At 66.8% G+C, this 21,475-nt stretch carries 20 protein-coding genes; 11 read left to right on the top strand and 9 right to left on the bottom strand.

Going from position 1 to position 21,475, the window contains the following annotated elements:
• Both ACFQU0_RS09335 and ACFQU0_RS09340 read left to right on the top strand, forming a co-directional pair.
• Positions 1–286: hypothetical protein (locus ACFQU0_RS09335; RefSeq protein ID WP_382200063.1), on the top strand; the 286-nt coding region annotated here is incomplete at its 5' end.
• Complete coding sequence (locus tag ACFQU0_RS09340; protein WP_382200065.1) at positions 283–1,146, top strand: hypothetical protein; 864 nt, start codon at positions 283–285, stop codon at positions 1,144–1,146. The genes ACFQU0_RS09335 and ACFQU0_RS09340, both read left to right, overlap by 4 nt.
• 100 nt (positions 1,147–1,246) lie before the next feature.
• On the opposite strand, the gene ACFQU0_RS09345 is transcribed toward ACFQU0_RS09340, so the two are convergent.
• From ACFQU0_RS09345 to hemC, 4 genes are read right to left on the bottom strand one after another with little or no spacing between them, the layout of a single operon-like run.
• Positions 1,247–2,545 (bottom strand): heme biosynthesis HemY N-terminal domain-containing protein, encoded by a 1,299-nt coding sequence (locus ACFQU0_RS09345; protein ID WP_382200067.1) that lies wholly within the window; start codon positions 2,543–2,545, stop codon positions 1,247–1,249.
• 13 nt (positions 2,546–2,558) lie between these two features.
• Positions 2,559–3,671 carry a uroporphyrinogen-III C-methyltransferase gene (locus ACFQU0_RS09350; protein ID WP_382200069.1) on the bottom strand — a complete coding sequence of 371 codons (1,113 nt, stop codon included), beginning with the start codon at positions 3,669–3,671 and terminating at the stop codon, positions 2,559–2,561.
• 33 nt (positions 3,672–3,704) lie between these two features.
• The gene (locus ACFQU0_RS09355; protein WP_382200071.1) at positions 3,705–4,469 is read right to left on the bottom strand and encodes a uroporphyrinogen-III synthase; all 765 of its coding nucleotides are present in this window, start codon (positions 4,467–4,469) and stop codon (positions 3,705–3,707) included.
• A gap of 15 nt (positions 4,470–4,484) precedes the next feature.
• On the bottom strand, positions 4,485–5,435 hold the full coding sequence (gene hemC, locus ACFQU0_RS09360; RefSeq protein ID WP_382200073.1) for a hydroxymethylbilane synthase: 951 nt from the start codon (positions 5,433–5,435) through the stop codon (positions 4,485–4,487).
• Positions 5,436–5,537: 102 nt separating this feature from the next.
• Between hemC and ppc the strand changes: the two genes are divergently transcribed.
• Positions 5,538–8,327, top strand: a complete 2,790-nt coding sequence (gene ppc / locus ACFQU0_RS09365) for a phosphoenolpyruvate carboxylase (protein WP_382200075.1) — start codon at positions 5,538–5,540, stop codon at positions 8,325–8,327.
• A 16-nt stretch (positions 8,328–8,343) separates the two neighbouring features.
• On the opposite strand, the gene ACFQU0_RS09370 is transcribed toward ppc, so the two are convergent.
• Both ACFQU0_RS09370 and ACFQU0_RS09375 read right to left on the bottom strand, forming a co-directional pair.
• Complete coding sequence (locus ACFQU0_RS09370) at positions 8,344–9,093, bottom strand: LytR/AlgR family response regulator transcription factor (protein WP_382200077.1); 750 nt, start codon at positions 9,091–9,093, stop codon at positions 8,344–8,346.
• 45 nt (positions 9,094–9,138) lie between these two features.
• Entirely contained in the window at positions 9,139–10,194 is a 1,056-nt protein-coding gene (locus tag ACFQU0_RS09375; protein ID WP_382200079.1) for a sensor histidine kinase, read from the bottom strand.
• Positions 10,195–10,263: 69 nt separating this feature from the next.
• Between ACFQU0_RS09375 and argH the strand changes: the two genes are divergently transcribed.
• From argH to ACFQU0_RS09390, 3 genes are all read left to right on the top strand, one after another.
• Positions 10,264–11,715: an argininosuccinate lyase gene (gene argH, locus ACFQU0_RS09380; RefSeq protein ID WP_382200081.1), complete on the top strand. Its 1,452-nt coding sequence runs from the start codon at positions 10,264–10,266 to the stop codon at positions 11,713–11,715.
• A gap of 54 nt (positions 11,716–11,769) precedes the next feature.
• Positions 11,770–12,258 (top strand): hemerythrin domain-containing protein, encoded by a 489-nt coding sequence (locus ACFQU0_RS09385; RefSeq protein WP_382200083.1) that lies wholly within the window; start codon positions 11,770–11,772, stop codon positions 12,256–12,258.
• A gap of 123 nt (positions 12,259–12,381) precedes the next feature.
• Entirely contained in the window at positions 12,382–13,539 is a 1,158-nt protein-coding gene (locus tag ACFQU0_RS09390) for an alpha-hydroxy acid oxidase (RefSeq protein ID WP_382200085.1), read from the top strand.
• A gap of 72 nt (positions 13,540–13,611) precedes the next feature.
• Here the strand turns inward: ACFQU0_RS09390 and ACFQU0_RS09395 are convergent, their stop codons facing one another.
• The 3 genes from ACFQU0_RS09395 to xseA all read right to left on the bottom strand — a co-directional run bounded on the left by ACFQU0_RS09395 (position 13,612) and on the right by xseA (position 18,053).
• Complete coding sequence (locus ACFQU0_RS09395; RefSeq protein ID WP_382200087.1) at positions 13,612–15,849, bottom strand: NADP-dependent isocitrate dehydrogenase; 2,238 nt, start codon at positions 15,847–15,849, stop codon at positions 13,612–13,614.
• A gap of 253 nt (positions 15,850–16,102) precedes the next feature.
• Positions 16,103–16,684: a Fe-Mn family superoxide dismutase gene (locus ACFQU0_RS09400; protein WP_382200089.1), complete on the bottom strand. Its 582-nt coding sequence runs from the start codon at positions 16,682–16,684 to the stop codon at positions 16,103–16,105.
• A 61-nt stretch (positions 16,685–16,745) separates the two neighbouring features.
• On the bottom strand, positions 16,746–18,053 hold the full coding sequence (gene xseA / locus ACFQU0_RS09405; RefSeq protein ID WP_382200091.1) for an exodeoxyribonuclease VII large subunit: 1,308 nt from the start codon (positions 18,051–18,053) through the stop codon (positions 16,746–16,748).
• 341 nt (positions 18,054–18,394) lie between these two features.
• On the opposite strand from xseA, the gene ACFQU0_RS09410 reads away from it, so the two are divergent.
• The 5 genes from ACFQU0_RS09410 to kdsB are packed head-to-tail and all read left to right on the top strand — an operon-like array spanning position 18,395 to position 21,457.
• Positions 18,395–19,036 (top strand): MotA/TolQ/ExbB proton channel family protein, encoded by a 642-nt coding sequence (locus ACFQU0_RS09410; RefSeq protein ID WP_382200093.1) that lies wholly within the window; start codon positions 18,395–18,397, stop codon positions 19,034–19,036.
• Positions 19,033–19,464 (top strand): ExbD/TolR family protein, encoded by a 432-nt coding sequence (locus ACFQU0_RS09415; RefSeq protein ID WP_382200095.1) that lies wholly within the window; start codon positions 19,033–19,035, stop codon positions 19,462–19,464. Before ACFQU0_RS09410 ends, ACFQU0_RS09415 begins: the two co-directional genes overlap by 4 nt.
• Positions 19,465–19,477: 13 nt before the next feature.
• On the top strand, positions 19,478–20,524 hold the full coding sequence (lpxK, locus tag ACFQU0_RS09420) for a tetraacyldisaccharide 4'-kinase (protein WP_382200097.1): 1,047 nt from the start codon (positions 19,478–19,480) through the stop codon (positions 20,522–20,524).
• The gene (locus ACFQU0_RS09425) at positions 20,505–20,687 is read left to right on the top strand and encodes a Trm112 family protein (protein ID WP_382200099.1); all 183 of its coding nucleotides are present in this window, start codon (positions 20,505–20,507) and stop codon (positions 20,685–20,687) included. The genes lpxK and ACFQU0_RS09425 overlap by 20 nt, the downstream gene beginning before the upstream one ends.
• The gene (gene kdsB, locus ACFQU0_RS09430) at positions 20,684–21,457 is read left to right on the top strand and encodes a 3-deoxy-manno-octulosonate cytidylyltransferase (protein ID WP_382200101.1); all 774 of its coding nucleotides are present in this window, start codon (positions 20,684–20,686) and stop codon (positions 21,455–21,457) included. The genes ACFQU0_RS09425 and kdsB overlap by 4 nt, the downstream gene beginning before the upstream one ends.
• The last annotated feature ends 18 nt before the right edge of the window (positions 21,458–21,475 follow it).

A 21,475-nucleotide genomic window follows, 5' to 3' on the forward strand; every position in this document is an offset into this window, starting at 1 on the left:
GGCCGCCGTGACGGTGGCCGTGGTGGCCGTGGCGGTCAGCGCGATGCGGGACGAGACGGCGGCCGCGAAGGTGGCCGTGACGGTGCACGAGAAGGTGGTCGAGGCGGCCGTGGCCCGCGCCCCGAAGGCAGCGAGCGCGGCAACGCCGAAGGCCGTCGCAGCGAAGGCCGCGGTGAAGAACGTGGGGCACGCGGCAACCGAGGTGGCCGTGGCGGCCAACGTGACGGCCAGCGCGAAGGTGCCCGCGAACAACAGGAACTGGGCGCTGTGGCCCAGGCGACCGTGAACGACAACGTCGCGATCGAAGCAGCGGTGGACAGCACCAGCGATGCACCGCGCCGCGAGCGCAGCGAACGTGGTGGTGAACGTGGCGAAGGCGCCCGCCGCGAGCGTGGTGGCCGCCGCAACGAACGCCGCCCCGCCGACGACACCGCCGAAGGCAATGCACAAGTGGCCAGCGACAACAGCGCCGCCACCGATGGCGCCGCTGCCGATGCCCCACAAGACGGCCAGGAACCGGCTCGCAATGGTGGTCAGCGCCGCAGCCGCGACCGCTACGGCCGCGAACGCCGTGGCCGAGGTGACAGCGCCGACGCAAGCCAGGGCGACAGCCCGGTTGCCTCCACCGAGGTGGCCAGCGAAGGCGCCGACACTGCATCGCCGGCTGCCCCGGCTGTGGACATCGACGCACCGGTGCGGAGCTACTTCACCCGGACCCAGGCGGCCGAACCGGTGTCGGTCGCGTCGGATGAGGTGGCGGCTGAACAGCCCACCGACACCGCGCCCCAGACCGAAGCCCCCGCGCACCAACCGCGACCCGCGCCTGTCGAGAAAACCGTCGCAACGCCTGCCGTGGCGCCAGTGGCCGAAGCGGGCCTGCCCAAGGTGCAGCCGTTCACACTCGAAATCGACGCACTGGCCAGCATCGCCCAAGCTTCTGGGCTGGTGTGGGTGCATTCCGATGGCAACAAGGTGCAGCAAGCACAGGCCGCCATCGCTGCCGAGCCCAAGCCCATCCACGTGCCGCGCGAGCCCAAGTCCGTGGTGGCCATGGACGACGGCCCGCTGGTTCTGGTAGAAACCCGCCGCGACCTGCGCAACATGGTGTTGCCGTTTGAACAGCAGCCAACGCAGAGCGCACACTGACGCAAGCCCTGAGCCTGAAGACAGGCTTGGCCCATAAAAAAACCCGCCAATACGGCGGGTTTTTTTATGGGCGGTTCCGGGTGTTGATGTCGAGAGACGATTAAACGGTTTGAGCGGCTTTTCTCCAGGCCACCTGCGCTGCCGTGGCGTCGCCCCGCTCCTCGGCCAACAGCGCCAGGCCACACCACGTCTGGCGCAACAGCTCGGCGTCGACCAAGCCGGTGCTGGCCTGAGACAACAGCTGTGCCGCTTTGCCCCACAGCTGACGCTGCAGGCAGACGTGCCCGCCCAGGTACTGCAGGAACGGATCGTTGGGCAGTTGGCGCTGCATCTGCTCGATGCGTGCGAGCCAGCCGGTGTCGTTCACATCCATGCGACGTGCGAGCACCTTGACCAAGCGGGCGCGCCAGTGGGCATCCAGCGCCGCGTATTGAGACCACACGCCCAGCACCATGTCCCGCGCCACGAGAGCCGCTTCATCGGCCCCGCCGTCAGGTGAGCCCCCATCCCGCCCCTGGGAGGCAGCAAGGGCATGCAGGCGTTCTGCCGCCGCGATCGCGAGTTCCGGCATGGCCTGTTCGGTCGGGTCCAGCTGACGCCAGATGGCCTGCAGCTGCGGCAGGTCGCGCGCGCCTTTGAACGCATCGAGCACCAACCCCCGCAACACGGCGGGTGCGGCGTCGCTGGAGAAGGCCCGGTGTTTGGCCAGCACACGGGCCATCTCAAGCGCGGCCGTCGCATCACGCTGCATGCGCGCCACACGCAAGCGCAGGCGCAGCGCCACAATGCGGCGCGCCGCGCCTTGTGGCAGTTCGCCCAGCCACGCGGCAGCGGCGTTGGCATCGCGGTCTTCCACCGCCCAGCGGGCCGCGCGCAACAGCGCACCTTCGCGGGTTTCGTTGCCCTGGCGCACCAGACCCGGCGCGATCGCCAAACGCTGGTGGTGGTCGCGGGTGTCGCGGTTCTGCAAAGCGTGGGCACTTTCAGCCACCAGCAGGTGCGCCAGCGCCGTCAACTGGCCGTGCCGGGGCAGGTCGTGGTCGGGCAACTGTTTCAGGTGATCCAAGGCCTCTTGGGCAGCGGTCTGGGCGCGCACAAAACGCCCGGCAAGCTGGTTGGACAAGGCGTCCATGACGCCCGACATCGCGGCGCGCTCAAGCTGCCGCGCGCGCCAGCGCCGGGCCCGCCCGGGCATGGCGGCCAGGCTGCTGGCGCCGCGCCAGCTCAGGTGCAGCAACACAAACACGGCCGCCACGCCAAACAGCACCAGGTTGAAGGACAGGTCGATGCGGTAGGGGGGCCAGAACACCGTCACACTGGCGTGGTTCTGCCCCACCAGCAAGGCCAGCGCCACGGCCACCGCCGCCCATGCCAGGAACCAGAACACATGACGGAACATCGGCGTGCCTCTCTCAGCGGCCGCCGGCCGCCGTGGCCAGAGCGGCCAGCGTCTCGGTCGGTCGAGGCAGGTCGGTCGAAGTCATCTCCGACTGCACCTGCGCCAGGGCCTTGAGCACGTGGCGCGTGGGCGCCGCCTCTTCGTCAAAGTAGCGTCGCACGGCGGCGGAAGCGGTCAGCACATCGGCCTGGGCCTGCGGAATCTGACGCGCCAGCAGCGCCAGACGGGCATTGAGCAGCTGCATTTTGAGGTTTTGCCGCAGCATGAAGGCTTGTTCGGGCGCCAGCAACAGGGCCTCTGGCTGATCGATGCGGGTGACCCGCAGCAGGTCGCTGGCTTCTTCTCGCACATCGGCCCACACACGGGTCCACAGCACTTCAGCGGTATGGCGCACGCGCGCCCACCAACCTGGGTCCATGGCAGGTTCCGCCGGCAGATCTGCCACCTCGCGCCGCGCCGCGCCAGCCGGTGGCACAGGCCGCCCGAGCGCACCCACCGCGTTTGCCATGGGCAATTCGTCCACCACCTTGATCAACTCATCCAGGCGGTTGGCCAAGGCCGGAATGTCGGTCAAGGCCGCGCCCTTGATGCGCTCGATGTCACGTGCAATGGCCCGCTGCACCGGGTTGAGGCGGGGTTGCACGGCCCGCGAAATGCGGTTGTCGGCCGACTGCAATGCCGAGATGAGCAGTTGCGCGCTGCCGGTGAGCTGGGCCTGCTGCTGGGCCAGTTTGAGGGTGGATTCCAGCTCCTGCACCAGGTGGTCGTCGCGCGATCGGGACACGCTGACCATCAGCTCTTCCAGCTGGCTGCGCTGCAGACTCACTTCGGAGAGCCGCACTTCGGCCACGCTCAGGCGCGCCTGCAATTCCTGGAACTGTGATTCGGTTTCGGTGGCCACCGAGCGGGCGTCCTTGGCGTCGCTGGCACTTTCCGCACTCTGGCGGGCCAGTTCCTTCTGGGTCTGCTCCAGCTTTTGCCACAGGATGCCGGACATCAACAAGGCCACCAGTGCCACCACCAGGGTCAGCATGAGCAAGGCGCCGCCTGCACCGGCACTGGCGCGTGGCGCAGGAGGTCGCTCGTCGGCAACCTGGGGGCTTGAAGTGGGCGATTCGGCACTCATGTCAGGCCGATTCTAGGCGCCCTGCGGACCCGATCAGGCAGGGGACAGCGCCTCAACAACGCTTTGCACCGTGGGGCGAACGGTACACACCCGAACAAAGCCCGCTTTTTCCAGCGCCAGCGCGATGCGCGGGTGGGTGGCCATGGCCGGCGTGTGGCGCCAATCCTGCGCAGGCAGCAGCGTTTGCAGGTGCCCGACCGCTTCGCCGCTGCTGAACAGCCAGACGCTGCCATCCTCTGCCGCCAACGCCGCTTCGGCAGCCTCTTCGGCACGCCAGACGGGGCAGCGCCGTTCGTAGACCGGCAGGGCCACCACCTCGGCGCCGGCCGCCGCACATTGCTGCAACAACCACTCTCTGCCGGAAGATGCGGCCGCCACACCCTGGCTGCGCCCGCGCACCAGCAGCACACGTTTGCCCGGCCCCATTTGGGGTGCGACCACAGCCCACAGGGCCTCGGAATCGAATTGGGGCGCATCAACCGCCGGCTCGTCGATGAGATGGGCCGGCACGCCGCCGGCACGCAGCGCCTGCGCGGTGCCCGGCCCGGGGGCCCAGCAGCGCAAGTCGGTTGGCCAGCGGGCCACCACCGCCGGCAGAAAAAATCGCACCGCGTTGCCACTGACCCACATCACGGCATCAAAGCCTGCCAGCGGCGGCATCGCCACGTCAGGCATACCCGCCACATCGATCAAGGGCAGCATCAAGGTCATGAACCCGTGCTGCTCCAAAGCAGTCTGCCAAGGCCCAGCTTCATCGGCCGGGCGTGTGACGACGACGCGTTGGGCTGGCGGCTTCACCGGGCGGCGCCCGTTTCAGCCCGCGCCACCGGCGCGCAAGGCCGCAGCCACCCGGGTGCCCAATGCCTCGGCCGCAGCCAGATCAGCCAGGTCGCTCAGCACCAGGCTGTCCTGCGCACGCACCAGCGGTCCGCCTTGCGCCACGTCGCCCCAGGCGGCACGCAAGAACAAGTTGCCATCGGTCAGCACCGCGTGGGCGGCCAGTGGCATGGAGCAACTGCCGCCCATGGCACGCGACACCGCACGTTCGGCCGCCACCGCAGCCCAACTGCGGGCGTGGCACAGCGGCGCCAGCGCGGCGCGCAGCTCGGGGCGGCCCGAACGGATTTCGATGCCCAGCGCACCCTGCCCGGCCGCAGGCAACATGGTTTCGGGTTCGAACACGTGGCGGATGCGATCGCCCAGGCCCAGGCGCTTCAAGCCAGCGGCGGCCAACACGATGGCGTGGTACTGGCCTTCGTCGAGCTTGCGCAGCCGGGTGTCGAGGTTGCCACGCAGGGGTTCGATGCGCACGTCGCTGCGGCCCAGCGCGCGCAAGGCGTCCTGCAGCAGCACCTGGCGGCGCAGGCTGGAGGTGCCCACCACCGCACCCGGTGGCAAATCGGCCAGGCCGGCGCAGTGGGGCGACACCCAGGCGTCGCGTGGGTCTTCGCGCTCCATCACGGCCGCCAGCTCAAAACCAGGCGGCAACTCCATGGGCACGTCCTTGAGCGAATGCACGGCCAGGTCGGCGCGGCCATCTTCCAAAGCGGTTTCCAGTTCTTTGACGAACAAGCCCTTGCCACCCACTTTGCTTAGCGTGCGGTCCAGAATTTGATCGCCCAGCGTGGTCATGCCCAGCAAGGTCACGCTGTGGCCCTGGGCTTGCAGGCAGGCTTTGACGTGTTCGGCCTGCCACAACGCCAACCGGCTTTCGCGGGTGGCAATGGTCAGGGACAGGGGGGTGGAGGCGGGGAAGGAAGCCATGCAGAACGCCAACTTGGCGGTAACTCGGTGGTAACGGACGGGGTCGCGCGGATGCTAGCATGGCGCCCGCCCGAGCCCCCTGCCCCAACGCCCTGCGACACCATGAAGCCCACCGCCTCGACCGCCCGCCGCCCCGACAAGGACCAACCCCTGCTCGACGACATCCGCCTGCTGGGCCGCATGTTGGGCGATGTGATCCGCGAACAGGAGGGCAAGGCCGCTTTTGAACTCATCGAGAGCATCCGGCAAATGTCGGTGGCCTTCCACCGCGACGCCGACGCGGCCGCCCAGCAAGCCCTCAAACGCCTGCTCAAAAGCTTGAGCGGCGACCAGGCGGTCAGCGTGATCCGCGCCTTCACCTATTTCAGCCACCTGGTCAACCTGGCCGAAGACCGCCACCACGTGCGCCGCCGCGCCGTGCACGAACGCGCCGGCAGCCACCAGGAAGGCAGCCTGGCCATGACGCTGCAGCGCCTGGCCGCCGCCGGCATCGCCAACCACACCATCGCGGCCGAGTTGGCGCAGTGCCATGTGTCGCCCGTGCTCACGGCCCACCCCACCGAGGTGCAGCGCAAAAGCATCCTCGACGCCGAGCGTGGCATTGCGCAGTTGCTGGCTCAGCGCGAAGAGGCCGCACCGCTGGCGCGCGCCGACATCGAACTGCAAATGCGCGCCCGCGTGGCCCAGCTCTGGCAGACGCGGCTGCTGCGTTTCACCAAGCTCACGGTGAGCGACGAAATCGAGAACGCGCTGAGTTACTACGAAAGCACCTTCTTGCGCCAGATCCCGCGCCTGTACCGCGAGCTGGAGCAGCGCCTGGACGTGTCCACGCCGCTGGCCCCGTTCCTGCGCATGGGCCAGTGGATTGGCGGCGACCGCGATGGCAACCCCTTCGTGACGGCCAGCACGCTGCGCCTGGCCTTGTCGCGCCAGGCCGAGATGGTGCTGCGCCACCACCTCACCGAGGTGCACCTGCTGGGCGGCGAGCTGTCCATGTCGGCCATGCTCACCAGCGTGACGCCCGCGATGGCGGCCTTGGCCGAGCGCTCGCCCGACACCAACGAGCACCGGCAGGACGAGCCCTACCGGCGCGCGCTCACCGGCATCTACGCCCGCCTGGCCGCCACCTTGCGCGAGCTTTCTGGCGGCGAAGCGGCACGCCACGCCGTTGCCCCCCAAAACCCCTACACCAGTGCCGACGAGTTTCTGGCCGACCTGCGCACCATCGACGACTCGCTGTGTGCCCACCACGGCAGCGCGTTGGCCCAGCACCGCCTGCGCCCCTTGATCCGCACGGTCGAGGTGTTTGGCTTTCACCTCGCCACGGTGGACCTGCGCCAAAGTTCGGACCAGCACGAAATGGTGGTGACCGAGCTGCTCCAACACGCCCGCCTCTGCGCCGACTACAGCGCGCTGGATGAAAACGAACGCCAGGCCCTGCTGTTGCAATGCCTGCAAGACGCCCGTCCACTGCGTGTGCCCGGTGCCAACTACAGCGCCCATGCGCAAAGCGAGCTGGCCATCTTCGAGGCCGCGCGCGAGGGCCGTGCCCGGTACGGCGCGCAGGCGCTGCGCCACTACATCATCAGCCACACCGAAACCGTGAGCGACCTGCTGGAGGTGTTGCTGCTACAAAAAGAATGTGGGCTGATGCATGGCCTGCTGGGCGAGGACGCACGCGCCGACCTCATCGTCGTGCCCCTGTTCGAGACCATCCCCGACCTGGGGCAGAGCGATCACATCATGCGCGACTTCTACGCCCTGCCCGGCGTGTTGGCCATGGTGCAGAACGGCGGGGCACACCAATACCACGAACAGGACGTGATGCTGGGCTACTCCGACAGCAACAAGGACGGTGGCATCTTCACCAGCAACTGGTCGTTGTACCGCGCCGAAGTCGCGCTGGTCGCCCTGTTTGACCAACTCGGCAAGGCCGACAAACCGATCCGGCTTCGGATGTTCCACGGCCGTGGCGGCACGGTGGGGCGTGGTGGTGGCCCCAGCTACCAGGCCATCCTGGCGCAGCCCCCTGGCACCGTGCGTGGGCAAATTCGCCTGACCGAACAGGGCGAGGTGATCGCCTCCAAATACGCCAACCCCGACATCGGCCGGCGCAACCTGGAAACCCTGGTGGCCGCCACGCTGGAAGCCACGCTGTTGCCGCCCGCCCAGACCGCGCCCAAGACCTTTCTGGAAGCTGCCGCGCAACTGTCAGACACCAGCATGGGTGCCTACCGCGCGCTGGTCTATGGCACGCCCGGGTTCGCCGACTATTTCTTCAGCGCCACGCCCATCCGTGAGATCGCGGAGCTGCAGATTGGCTCGCGTCCGGCCTCACGCAAGGCCACACAGCGCATCGAAGACCTGCGGGCGATTCCGTGGGGCTTCAGCTGGGGCCAGTGCCGCCTGACACTGCCGGGCTGGTACGGTTTTGGTTCGGCGGTGGAGGCCTTTGTGAAGGCCGGCGGCGCGGGCGATGTGAAAAAGCGCGAGGCCTTGCTGCAGCGCATGTGCCGGCAGTGGCCGTTTTTCCGCACCCTGCTGTCCAACATGGACATGGTGTTGGCCAAGAGCGACCTGGCCCTGGCCTCGCGCTACGCCGAGCTGGTGGACAACACGCGACTGCGCAAAAAGGTGTTCAGCGCCATCGAGGCCGAGTGGCAGCGCACCGCAAAAGCGCTGGCACTCATCACCGGCGAGAAGCAGCGCCTGTCCAACAACGCCGCGCTGCAGCGCTCCATGCGCCACCGCTTCCCCTACATCGATCCGCTGCACCACCTGCAGGTGGAGCTGATCCGCCGGCACCGCCAGGGCGAAGGGGACGAACGCGTCAAGCGCGGCATCCACCTGTCCATCAACGGCATCGCGGCCGGGTTGCGCAACACGGGCTGAGCCGCGCGCGAGTGAGTCAGTGTGCGGTCTGCTGCAGCACTTCGCGCAGCGACGCGAGCTGGCGTCGCGACACGCGCAGACGCTCGTCCACACCGTGTAACGCCACCTCCCAGCCGTCGGCCTCGGCGCCGCCGCCGTGGTGGCGCTCCAGCGCACGCAGGCAGGGCCGTGCCACCAGGGCGTTGCGGTGCACGCGCACAAAACGCTCGGGGTAACGCGTTTCCAGGTCGCTGAGTGAGCCGTCGTAGATGTGGCTGCGCTCGCGCGTGCGCACGGTCACGTACTTGAGTTCGGCCTTGAGATAGACGACGTCGGTCACCGGCACACGCTCCACGCGGCCCCTGTCCTGGATCAGCAGGTGGTCCGCCGCCTCGCTGCCAGTGGCCAGGCGGGTGGCGTGCCAGCGTTGCGCTTTGTCGAGGGCCTGCTGGAGCCGGTCGCGGCGCACCGGCTTGGTGAGGTAGTCCAGCGCTTCCAGATCGAAGGCCTCCAGTGCGTGCTCGGCATGCGCGGTGACGAACACAATGGCCGGAGGCAGGGGCAAGGCCTTGATCGCCTGCGCCAGACGCAAGCCGTCCATGCCGGGCATGTGGATGTCGAGCAGAACCACATCGCACCGGGTGGTGCCCAGCGTGTCCAGCGCCTGCTGCGCATGCGCCGCCTCGCCCACCCACTCGGTGACCGGCTCGTCGCAGTCAGACAGCAGATCGCGCAGGCGCATGCGGGCCAGCGGCTCGTCGTCCACCACCAATACCTTCAGCGACATGAGTAGCTCCTTTGCATGCCCTTCCTCCCCTTCCTACTTTTCATCTCAGGCCGGCAGCTCCAGCCGCACCCGGAAGACCCCATCACGCAGGCTGTGACGAAACTGCCCCTCGACATCATGCAGCAAAGCCAGGCGTTCGCGCACATTGGCCAGCGCCAAACCATGACCGGGTGCACCACTGCCCGCCGGCACGGTGTTGGACACTTTGATCACCACCACCGCGCCACGGCGTTGTGTGCTGATGTGCAATTGGGCCCCCTCCGGGCTCGGCTCCACACCGTGTTTGACCGCATTCTCCACCAGCGGCTGCAGGATCAGCGGCGGCAACCGGGCGGCATCGGCCAGGGGATCAATGTCCCACACCACCCTCAGTCGCTCACCAAAACGCACCTGCTCGATGGCCAAATAACGCCGCGCCAAGTCAATTTCCTGAGCCAGTGGCACCGCTTGCCCCTGGTCGGTGAGGGCGTGGCGGAACAGTTCACTCAGGTCTTCCAGCAAAGCTTCAGCCTGTTTGGGTTCTGCACGCACCAGGGCGATGGCGCTGTTGAGCGTGTTGAACAAAAAGTGGGGCCGTATGCGCGACTGCAACTCGACCAGCCGCGCCTGCGTACCGGCCGGCATCGTGGCCTTGGCCCGCCAAACCAGGCCAGCCAGCAGCACCAACGCCATCAAACCACCGCCTGCGGCACTGCCCACCCAAGGCACCACCAGCAGCAGCCCGGACCACGCCAACAAGCCACATCCGGCCAAACCCGCCAGGGCGCCCAGGACGCCAGCCACCAGCCACTGGGCGGTCATGGGCCAGCTTGAAAACAGCCGCCGCCCCCCACAAGCCATCAACAACCACAACAAGGTGGCAGGCAGGGTGCCCGCCGTCAACAGCGCGGTGGACATCAACCAGGCTTGCGGCGCAGGCGCCACAAACATCACGCCCACGGCTGTGACCGCCTGCACAAACAGCACCGCGCGCAGCACCACACCGAGTTGGCAGACGTCCCATGCCAGTGGGCGTGCCGGTGCACCGTGGTCTGGAACCGCCGCTGCCACCCCCGGTCGTGGCAGGTCGGCGAAGGTCGATAAAATTTGCGAATCGTTCATCCGGGCCCAAACAGGTCATTTCAGAGGACGCGCGCCGCCCGCAGCTTGCGCGCAACCCCAGCACACACCATGTCTTCCAACCAACTCGACACCAAATCCCAAGCCTGGTCGGCCCTATTCTCCGAGCCGATGAGCGACTTGGTCAAGCGCTACACCGCCAGCGTGTTCTTTGACAAACGCCTGTGGCTGGCCGACATCACGGGCAGCCTGGCGCACGCCGAAATGCTGGCCGCTCAGGGCATCATCGCTGCAGCCGACCGCGAGGCCATCGAGCGTGGCATGGCGCAGATCCGCCAGGAAATCGAGTCGGGCAGCTTTGAATGGAAGCTGGACCTCGAGGACGTGCACCTCAACATTGAAGCCCGCCTGACCCAGCTGGTGGGTGATGCCGGCAAACGCCTGCACACCGGCCGCAGCCGCAACGACCAGGTGGCCACCGATGTGCGCCTGTGGCTGCGCGGCGAGATCGACCTCATCACCACACTGCTGGACGACCTGCAAAAAGCCTTGGTGGATGTGGCGGAACAGAACGTGGACGTCATCCTGCCCGGTTTCACCCACCTGCAGGTGGCGCAACCAGTGAGTTTTGCCCACCACCTGCTGGCCTATGTGGAGATGTTTGCGCGCGACGCCGAGCGCCTGGGCGACGTGCGCCGCCGCACCAACCGCCTGCCCCTGGGCAGCGCCGCGCTGGCCGGCACCACCTACCCGCTGGACCGCGAAAGGGTGGCGCGCACCCTGGGCATGGTCGACGAGCAAGGCGTGGCACAGGTGTGCCAGAACAGCCTGGACGCGGTGAGCGACCGCGACTTCGCCATCGAGTTCAGTGCCGCCGCCTCGCTGATCATGGTGCACATCAGCCGCTTCAGCGAAGAGCTGATTGTCTGGATGAGCCAGAACTTCGGCTTCATCAAAATCGCCGACCGCTTCACTACCGGCTCGTCGATCATGCCGCAGAAGAAAAACCCCGATGTGCCCGAACTCGCACGCGGCAAGACCGGCCGGGTGGTGGGCCACCTGATGGGCCTGATCACGCTCATGAAGGGCCAGCCCCTGGCCTACAACAAGGACAACCAGGAAGACAAGGAGCCGCTGTTCGACACGGTGGACACCTTGAAGGACACGCTGCGCATTTTTGCCGAGATGGTGGGTGGCCAGGTGAACCCGGCCACCGGCGCCAAGGAAGGTGGCATCACCGTGAACGCCGTCGCCATGGAAGAAGCCGCCAAACGTGGCTACGCCACCGCCACCGATCTGGCCGACTACCTGGTGAAAAAGGGCCTGCCCTTCCGCGATGCCCACGAAACCGTGGCGCACGCTGTCAAGGCCGCCACCAGCCATGCCTGCGATCTGTCGGAACTGCCCCTGGCGGTGCTGCAGGGTTTCCATCCCAGCATCGAAAAAGACGTGTACGACTGCCTGAGCCTGCAAGGCTCGCTGCACGCACGCAACACCCTGGGTGGCACGGCGCCCACGCAGGTGCGCCAACAGCTGGCACGGCACCGGGCGCGCCTGGGCTGAGTTTTTGACCTGCATCAACGCCAGGCGCCGTGTCTGGCACTACCCTCCAGCGCCATGAGCACCGCTACCGCATCACCCTCACTCACCTGGTCCACCGAACTGCACACCGGTGACGGCCGCATGGACGACACCCATGCCGAGTTCGTCGAGCAGCTCAATACCCTGCTCGCCACCCCGGCCGACCAGCAACTGCCGCTGTACCGCGCCTTTCTGGCGCACACACAAGACCACTTCGACCAGGAAGACCGCTGGATGGTGGCCACCGGCTTCACCGCCGACAACTGCCACGCGGGCCAACACGCGAGCATCCTGGAAACCATGCGCGCCGTGGAGGAGCACTTCCTCAAAGGCGACCAAGAGATCATCACCCGCCTTGCAGAAGCATTGGCCGAGTGGTTCCCTCAGCACGCCGCCAGCATGGACGCCGGCCTGGCCATGCACCTGCGCAACGTGCAGTTCGACAGCCGCACCGAAACCCTGGCCGACCCCAGCGCCATCCGCCCCGCCACCATGAGCGGATGTGGCAGCGTGAGCTGCAGTTAAGCCACTTGCCATCGGGCAGGCGGACCCGAGCCAATTTTTTTCACGGCCCGGTTGCCGGCTTTCACACCCGGCCCAGGGCGCGCTCCGCTACCATTCGCGCCACACCCAAGAGGAGACCCGCGAATGACCGTCATCACCAACATCGAAGACCTGCGCGTGCTGGCCGAGAAGCGCGTGCCGCGCATGTTCTACGACTACGCCGACTCGGGCAGCTGGACCGAGGGCACCTACCGTGCCAACGAAGGTGACTTCCAGCCCATCAAGCTGCGCCAGCGGGTGGCGGTGAACATGGAGAACCGCAGCACGGCGGTGAAGATGGTGGGTGTGGACGCCAAGATGCCCGTGTCCATCGCACCTGTGGGCCTCACGGGCATGCAGCACGCCGACGGTGAAATCCACGCAGCGCGAGCGGCCGAGAAGTTTGGCATCCCGTTCACCCTGTCCACCATGAGCATCTGCTCCATCGAGGACATCGCCAGCCACACGTCGTCGCCCTTCTGGTTCCAGCTCTACATGATGCGCGACCGCGACGCGATGGCGCGCATGATCCAGCGCTGCAAGGACGTCAAGTGCTCGGCCCTGGTGCTGACGCTCGACTTGCAGGTGATTGGCCAGCGCCACAAAGATTTGAAGAACGGCCTCACCGCCCCACCCCGCCCCACCATCGCCAACATCATCAACCTGATGACCAAGCCCCGCTGGTGCTTAGGGATGGCCGGCACGCGCCGCCACACCTTCGGCAACCTGGTCGGCCATGTGAAGGGCGTGAGCGACATGAACTCGCTGGCTTCGTGGACCAACGAGCAGTTCGACCCGCGCCTGAGCTGGGCCGATGTGGAATGGGTGAAGCAGCAGTGGGGCGGCAAGCTCATCCTCAAGGGCATCATGGAGGTGGAGGACGCGGTGCTGGCGGCCCAGCACGGTGCCGATGCCATCGTGGTGAGCAACCACGGCGGGCGCCAGTTGGACGGTGCGCCCAGCAGCATCCACGCCCTGCCCGCCATCGTGGACGCCGTGGGCGACAAGCTCGAAGTGTGGATGGATGGCGGCATCCGCAGCGGACAGGACGTGCTCAAGGCCTGGGCCCTGGGCGCACGCGGCACCATGATCGGTCGTGCCATGGTCTATGGCCTCGGCGCCATGGGCGAAGCCGGCGTGACCAAGGCGCTGCAGATCATCCACAAGGAGTTAGACGTGAGCATGGCCTTCTGTGGCCACACGCAGCTGCAGAACGTGGACAAGTCCATCCTGGTGCCCGGCACCTACCCTGTGCCACGCTGACCTCCAACGGCCCATAAAAAAACCCGCAGGTCCTGAAGACCTGCGGGTTTTTTGTTGTCATCCTGAAAAGGTTCAGGCCTTCACGCTGGCCAGTGCGGCGTTGAAGGTGGCGCTGGGGCGCATCACCGCGTCCAGCTTGCTGAAGTCGGGCTTGTAGTAGCCGCCAATGTCCACCGGTTTGCCCTGCACAGCCGCCAGTTCGGCCACGATGGTCTGCTCGTTGTCGGTCAGGGCCTTGGCCAGGGGCGCAAACTGGGCGGCCAGGGCCGCGTCTTCGGTCTGCTCGGCCAGGGCCTGGGCCCAATACATGGCCAGGTAGAACTGGCTGCCCCGGTTGTCGAGCTGGCCGGTCTTGGGGCTGGGGTTTTTGTTGTTGTCCAGCAGTTTGCCGGTGGCGGCGTCCAGCGTCTTGGCCAGGATTTTGGCCTTGTTGTTGCCAGTCTTGAGACCCAGGTCTTCCAGGCTCACGGCCAGGGCCAGGAACTCGCCCAGCGAGTCCCAGCGCAGGTGGTTTTCTTCCACCAGCTGCTGCACGTGTTTGGGCGCCGAGCCGCCGGCACCGGTTTCGTACATGCCACCGCCGGCCATCAGGGGCACGATGGACAACATCTTGGCCGAGGTGCCCAGCTCCATGATGGGGAACAGGTCGGTCAGGTAGTCGCGCAGGATGTTGCCGGTGGCGCTGATGGTGTCCAAGCCGCGAATGACACGCTCCAGCGTGTAGCGCATGGCACGCACCTGGCTCATGATCTGGATGTCCAGCCCAGCCGTGTTGTGCTCGTGCAGGTACATCTTGACCTTGGTGATGAGCTGCGCCTCGTGGGGGCGGTACTGGTCGAGCCAGAACACCACCGGCATGCCGGAGTTGCGGGCGCGGTTGACGGCCAGCTTGACCCAGTCGCGGATGGCGGCGTCCTTGACCTGGCACATGCGCCAGATGTCGCCGGTCTCCACCTCCTGGCTCAGCAGCACCTCACCGGTGTTGATGTCGGTGATGTTGGCCACGCCGTCTTCGGGGATCTCGAAGGTCTTGTCGTGCGAACCGTATTCCTCGGCCTGCTGGGCCATCAAGCCGACGTTGGGCACCGTGCCCATGGTCTTGGGGTCGAAGGCGCCGTGCCACTTGCAGAAGTTGATCATCTCCTGGTAGATGCGGGCGAAGGTCGATTCGGGCATCACGGCCTTGACGTCCTTGAGGCGGCCATCGGCGCCCCACATCTTGCCGCCGTTGCGGATCATGGCAGGCATCGAAGCGTCCACGATCACGTCGTTGGGCGAGTGGAAGTTGGTGATGCCCTTGGCCGAATCGACCATGGCCAGCTCGGGACGGCCTTCGTGGCAAGCGTGCAGGTCGCGTTTGATTTCGTCCTGTTTGCTTTGTGGCAGCGTGGCGATCTTGTTGTACAGATCGACCATGCCGTTGTTGACGTTGACGCCCAGCTCTTTGAACAACTCGCCGTGTTTCTCGAACGCGGCCTTGTAGAAGATGCGCACGCAGTGACCAAACACGATGGGGTGCGAGACCTTCATCATGGTGGCCTTGACGTGCAGCGAGAACATCACGCCCGTCTTGTGCGCGTCTTCGATTTCCTTTTCATAGAAGTCCAGCAAGGCCTTCTTGCTCATGAACATCGAGTCGATGACCTCGCGGTCCAGCAGCGACACCTTTGGCTTGAGCACGATGCTCTTGCCACTTTTGGTGATCAACTCCATCTTCACGTCGCGCGCGCGGTCCAGGGTCATGGACTTTTCGCCGTGGTAAAAGTCGCCGGCGTGCATGTGAGACACGTGCGAACGCGACGCCTGGCTCCACTCGGCCATGCTGTGCGGGTTCTTGCGCGCGTATTCCTTCACCGCCTTGGGTGCGCGGCGATCGGAGTTGCCTTCGCGCAGCACCGGGTTGACCGCCGAGCCGATGCACTTGTTGTAGCGCGCCCGGATGTCTTTTTCCTTGTCGTCCTTCGGGTTCTCGGGGTAATCGGGAATGGCGTAGCCCTTGGCCTGCAACTCCTTGATGGCGGCCAACAGCTGCGACACCGACGCGCTGATGTTGGGCAGCTTGATGATGTTGGCGTGGGGCTTGAGTGTGAGCTTGCCCAGCTCGGCCAGGTTGTCGGGCGCACGCTGCTCTTCGCTCAGGAACTCAGGGAACTGACCGAGCACGCGGCCGGCCACCGAGATGTCGCTGGTCTCCACGTTCACGCCGGCGGGCGCGGCAAAGGTGCGGATGACCGGGAGGAAGGCGCTGGTCGCCAGCAGCGGCGCTTCGTCGGTCAGGGTGTAGATGATGGTGGATTGCTGGGAACTCATCTCGGTTGTCCTGATGTGGTTGTGAGAAAAAAACCACCGGCCCAGGGGGCGGCCGGTCCAAACGTCTGACAGTGCACGATTTTGCTTTCTGCGCTCTGACCTGCCACCGGTTTTTCCCCTGATTTTCCCGCCATGCAAAATTCCTTCTCAAAATTTGGCGGATTTTTGACCCAGCGCAGGACCGGCCGCCCGCGCCAGGCACAAAAAAGCCCGGTGCTGGGCCGGGCTCTTGGGTTGTCACGGTGGACAGTGGTCAGGCGAAATTGGCCTCGGCAAACGACCAGTTGACCAGCTTGTCGAGGAAGGTCTCGACAAACTTCGGACGCATGTTGCGGTAGTCGATGTAGTAGGCGTGTTCCCACACGTCCACGGTCAACAGGGCCTTGTCGGCGGTGGTCAGCGGGGTGCCAGCGGCGCCGGTGTTGACGATGTCCACCGAGCCATCGGCCTTCTTGACCAGCCAGGTCCAGCCCGAACCGAAGTTGCCCACGGCGCTCTTGACGAAGGCTTCCTTGAAGGCGGCGTAGCTGCCCCACTTGGCGTTGATGGCAGCGGCCAGCGCGCCGGTGGGTTCACCACCGCCAGCGGGCTTCATGCAGTTCCAGAAGAAGGTGTGGTTCCAGATCTGGGCGGCGTTGTTGTAGATGCCACCGCTGGACGTCTTGACAATCTCTTCCAGGGTCTTGCTCTCGAACTCGGTGCCCTTTTGCAGGTTGTTCAGGTTGACCACATAGGCGTTGTGGTGCTTGCCGTGGTGGAACTCCAGGGTTTCCTGGGAGTAGTGCGGGGCCAGAGCGTCAATCGCGTAGGGCAGCGCGGGCAGGGTGTGTTCCATCAGGTGATCCTCTCGTGTTGTGGTGGTCAGAAAAACCGCATTGTAGGCAGAGCTGATGACCTCAGTGCCTTGCGGTCAATCGCTCGACCTTCAGACCAAGCTCACCGTCTGCCAGCACCGCACGCACCGCCTGCCCGGGTTGCGCCTGGGCCACCTGGGTGATGGCGTGGCCGGCCTCATCGGTCAGCCAGGCGTAGCCCCGCTGCAAGACCAGGGCGGGGTCGAGCAGCGCCAGGGACTGGCCTGCGTGGTCCAGGCGCTGCCGGCTGCCCTGCAGGTGCCTGGTCACGCTCGGGGGCAGTCGTTCGGCCAGACGCTGGAGGCCCAGGCGCCGGCGCTCCAGCCCCAATTGCACCGCGTGCCCCAAGCTGGCTTGCAAGGCCTGCAGCTGGCGTTGGCCCTGCGTCAGGCGGCCGGAAGGGCGGCCCAGGCGCGCGCCCAGGCGGTCGAGCTGTTGCGCCCGCAGGTCCAGTCCGTCGTGCGCGGCGCGCTGCAGGCGCTCGTCCAGCCAGTCGAGTGTGGCCAGCAAATCGGCTCGCGCCGGTGCACACAACTCGGCGGCAGCGGTGGGCGTGGGCGCCCGCAGATCGGCCGCGAAGTCGCACAGGGTGAAATCGGTTTCGTGGCCGACACCACACACCACCGGCATGGGCGCACGGGTCAGGGTGCGCACCACGGCCGGGTCGTTGAAGGCCCACAGGTCTTCCAGCGAACCACCACCGCGCACCAGCAACAGCACGGCCGGCGCGCCGGTGGCGCGGTGCTGCGCAAACGCCGCATCAAGCGCCGCACACAACTCGCCCGGTGCCTGAACACCCTGCACCGAAGCAGGGAACAGCGTCACCGGCAGGTGGGGCACCCGCCGGGCCAAGGCCGTGGCCACATCGCGCAGTGCCGCCGCCCCCAGCGAGGTGACCACGCCGATGGACGTGGGCAGCGGTGGCAAGGGGCGTTTGCGGGCCGGATCAAAACAACCTTCGGCCTCCAGCTGGGCCTTGAGCCTCAGGAACTGCTCGAACAAGGCGCCCTGGCCGGCCCGACGCAAGCTCTCGACGATGAACTGCAGGTCGCCACGTGGGCCGTACACGTCCAGCCGGCCCTGCACCTCCACCAGATCGCCCTCCACGGGGCTGAAGTCCAAGCCTTGGGCCGCGCGGCGGAACATGGCGCAGCGGATCTGCCCCTGGGCGTCTTTCAGCGAAAAGTAGCAATGGCCGCTGGCCGCGCGCGCGAAGCCGGAAATTTCTCCCCGCACGGCGGCCGGGTTGAAGCGGGCCTGCAAGGTGTCCGCAATGGCACGCACAAGCGCGCCAACCGCCCAGACACGTGCGGCTGCAGCGGTGTTTTCCGCGCGAAAGCCTTCAACCATGCGGCCTCCGGGGCCAAAGCTGTCCACACATGGCGCAGTTGCTGCGATGCGGACTGCCGCACCACAGCGGCGCAGGGCATGCATCCCAAGATGTTGATTTCAAAGCGTTTTCCACTGCCAACAAAACGTTCAATGTGATTGAGACCGCACAAAATCAGGGCTGGCGGGCGGCCGGGGCTCAGTTCTTCACAAAGTTATCCACAGAAACAGTGGATGAAGGGAAGGGGTGGCAAAGGCCAGAAGGGCTTCACCGCAGCGGAGCCGGCATCCCTTCGGCGAGGGGCATGGGGTGGGCCATAATCGCTGACATTCCTGCTTGCCCGCACTCTCTGGAGCCCGCATTGCTGAACATCATACAAGCCGCCGGCTGGCCCATCTGGCCCCTGATCGCCTGCTCCGTGTTGGGCCTGGCACTGGTCATTGAACGGTTCCTCTCGCTCAAAACCGCCAAGATTGCACCCGCCAAATTGCTGGACGAAGCCATCATGGTGTCGCGCAACGGCCTGCCGGGCGCTGAGGTGGTGAACCAGCTGGAACAGAACTCGCTGTTGGGCGAGGTGTTGGCCAGCGGCTTTCGCGCCATGCAGGGCAACCCGCGCCTGAGCGAGGACGACCTGCGCGCCTTCGTGGAAAGCGCCGGTCGCCAGGCCGCTGCCAAGTTGCAGCGCTATCTCGGGGCATTGGCCACCATCGCGTCGGCCGCGCCGCTGCTGGGTTTGCTGGGCACGGTGATCGGCATGATCGAGATTTTCGGCTCGCAGGGGGCAGATGGTGGCCTGGTGCCCGGCGGTGGCAACCCCGCGCAATTGGCGCACGGCATCTCGATCGCGCTCTACAACACCGCCTTCGGCCTCATCGTGGCCATCCCGGCGCTGATCTTCTGGCGTTACTTCCGCGCCCGGGTGGACGCCTACCTGCTGCAGTTCGAACTGTCGGCCGAAGCCCTGGTGAGGCACCTGCTGGGGCTGCGGAGGTCGGCATGAACTTCCGGAACCAGAACCGCCACGGCAGCGATGAGCCCGAGATCAACCTGATCCCTTTCATCGACGTGCTGCTGGTGGTGCTGATTTTTCTGATGCTGACCACCACCTACAGCAAGTTCACCGAGTTGCAGGTGCGCTTGCCGGTGGCCGACACCGAAACACCACGCCAGCAACCGCGCGAGATTGTGGTGGCCGTGGGGCGCGACGGCCGCTACGCGGTGGACCGCCAAGGGCTGGAGAACGGCAGCGTCGAATCCCTGGCCGCGGCCCTGGCCACGGCGGCCAATGGGCGCAACGACACCGTGGTCATCGTCAGCGCCGACGCGGCCGCCAGCCACCAGTCGGTCATCAATGTGATGGATGCCGCGCGGCGCAGCGGCCTGGCGCAAATCACCTTCGCCACCCAGGGCACGGCCGCCGGCCGCTGAAGCCCCCGGTCACGTGAGCGCCGCCACCGAAAGCGCGTTGCGCCAAGCCTGGCTGGCGCGTGGCCCATTGGCCCGGTGGCTGTATCTGCCCAGCCTGCTCTACCGCAGCTTGGTGGCCGTTCGCCGGTGGCTGTACGCCACGGGCTGGAAGCAGGCCACCCGCCTGCCGGTGTCCGTGGTGGTGGTGGGCAACGTGGTGGTGGGGGGCGCGGGCAAAACGCCCACCACCATCGCCACCGTGCGCCATCTGATCGCCCAAGGTTGGCACCCCGGCGTGGTGTCGCGTGGCCATGGGCGGCACGGCACCCAGGCCATGGCCGTGCGCCCGGACAGCCAGGCCAGCGCCTGTGGCGACGAGCCGCTGCTGATCCAGCGCGCGACCGGCGTGCCGGTGTTCGTGGACCGGCACCGGGACAAAGCCGCCCAGGCCTTGCTGCTGGCACACCCCACCGTCGATGTGATCGTCTGCGACGACGGTTTGCAGCACCTCGCCCTGGCACGCGACCTGGAGATCGTGGTGTTTGACGACCGAGGCGTGGGCAACGGCTGGTGCCTGCCGGCCGGCCTGTTGCGTGAGCCTTGGCCGCGCCATAGCGGCGTGCCATGCCTCGTGCTGCACCAGCAGCGGCGCCCCGCCCAGCCTTTTTGCCCCGGCTTCGTGGCCCACCGCGCGCTGTCGAACGACGCAGTGGACGCATCGGGCGCCAGCACACCGCTGGCAGATATCGCCGCCAACCAGGCACCGGTGATCGCGCTCGCCGGCATCGCACGGCCGGAGGTGTTTTTCGACATGCTCGCCGAGGCGGGCTTGCAACTGGCCGATACATGGCCCCTGCCTGACCACGCCGACCTCGCCACCCTGTGGCCAGCCCTGCAAGCGCAGTGCCCAACGGGTGCCACCGTGTTGTGCACGGAAAAGGACGCCGTCAAACTGTGGCCCCTGCTGGACAAGACAGCACCGCGCGTGTTGGCCGTGCCGCTGGTGCTGACCCCGGAGCCGGCGTTTTTTGACGCTTTGGACGCCCAGCTATCATCCCGCCATGGACCCCAAACTCCTTGAACTGCTGGTGTGCCCCGTGACCAAGGGCCCACTCACCTTCGACCGCGACCAACAGGAGCTGGTCTCGCGCAGCGCACGCCTGGCCTACCCGGTGCGCGACGGCACCCCTATCCTGCTGGAAAACGAAGCCCGCCCCCTGAGCGACGAGGAGCTGGCGGCGTGAGTTTCACGGTGCTGATCCCGGCCCGCCTGGCCTCCACCCGCCTGCCCAACAAACCGCTGGCCGATATCGCCGGCCTGCCCATGGTGGTGCACGTGGCGCGCCGCGCGGCGCGCTCGCAGGCCAGCCAGGTGGTGGTGGCCACCGACAGCCCCGCCGTGCTCGATGCCTGCACCCAACACGGCGTGCGCGCACTGTTGACCCGCGCCGACCACCCCAGCGGCAGCGACCGCCTGGCCGAGGCGTGCGATCTACTGGGCCTGCCGGACGACGCCACCGTGGTCAATGTGCAGGGTGACGAGCCGCTGATGGACCCGGCCTTGATCGACGCCGTGGCCGCCGCCCTGGCCCAGCGCGCCGACTGTGTGATGTCCACCGCCGCCCATGCCCTGCACAGCACGGCCGACTTCACCAACCCCAACGTGGTGAAGGTGGTGCTCGACCGCCTGGGCACCGCCTTGTACTTCAGCCGCGCACCCCTGCCCTGGTGGCGCGACGGCATGACCAGCGCCTGGACGGACGGCGTGGCTGCCCTGCCCTCGCCAGCCCCCTTGCGCCACGTGGGCATCTACGGCTACCGCGCGGGTTTTCTGCGCCAGTTTCCCCGGCTGGAGCCGGCCCCCATCGAACAGCTGGAGTCGCTGGAACAGTTGCGCGTGTTGTGGCATGGCCACCGCATCGCCGTGCATGTGAGCGACACCGTGCCCGGCCCCGGCGTGGACACGCCCGAGGATCTGGAACGTGTGCGCCAGCTGATCGGCCCCCGCGCCTGAAGCCGGCCTACCCCACCT

This window comes from Hydrogenophaga defluvii, assembly GCF_042665235.1.
Lineage (GTDB): Bacteria > Pseudomonadota > Gammaproteobacteria > Burkholderiales > Burkholderiaceae_C > Hydrogenophaga > Hydrogenophaga defluvii_A.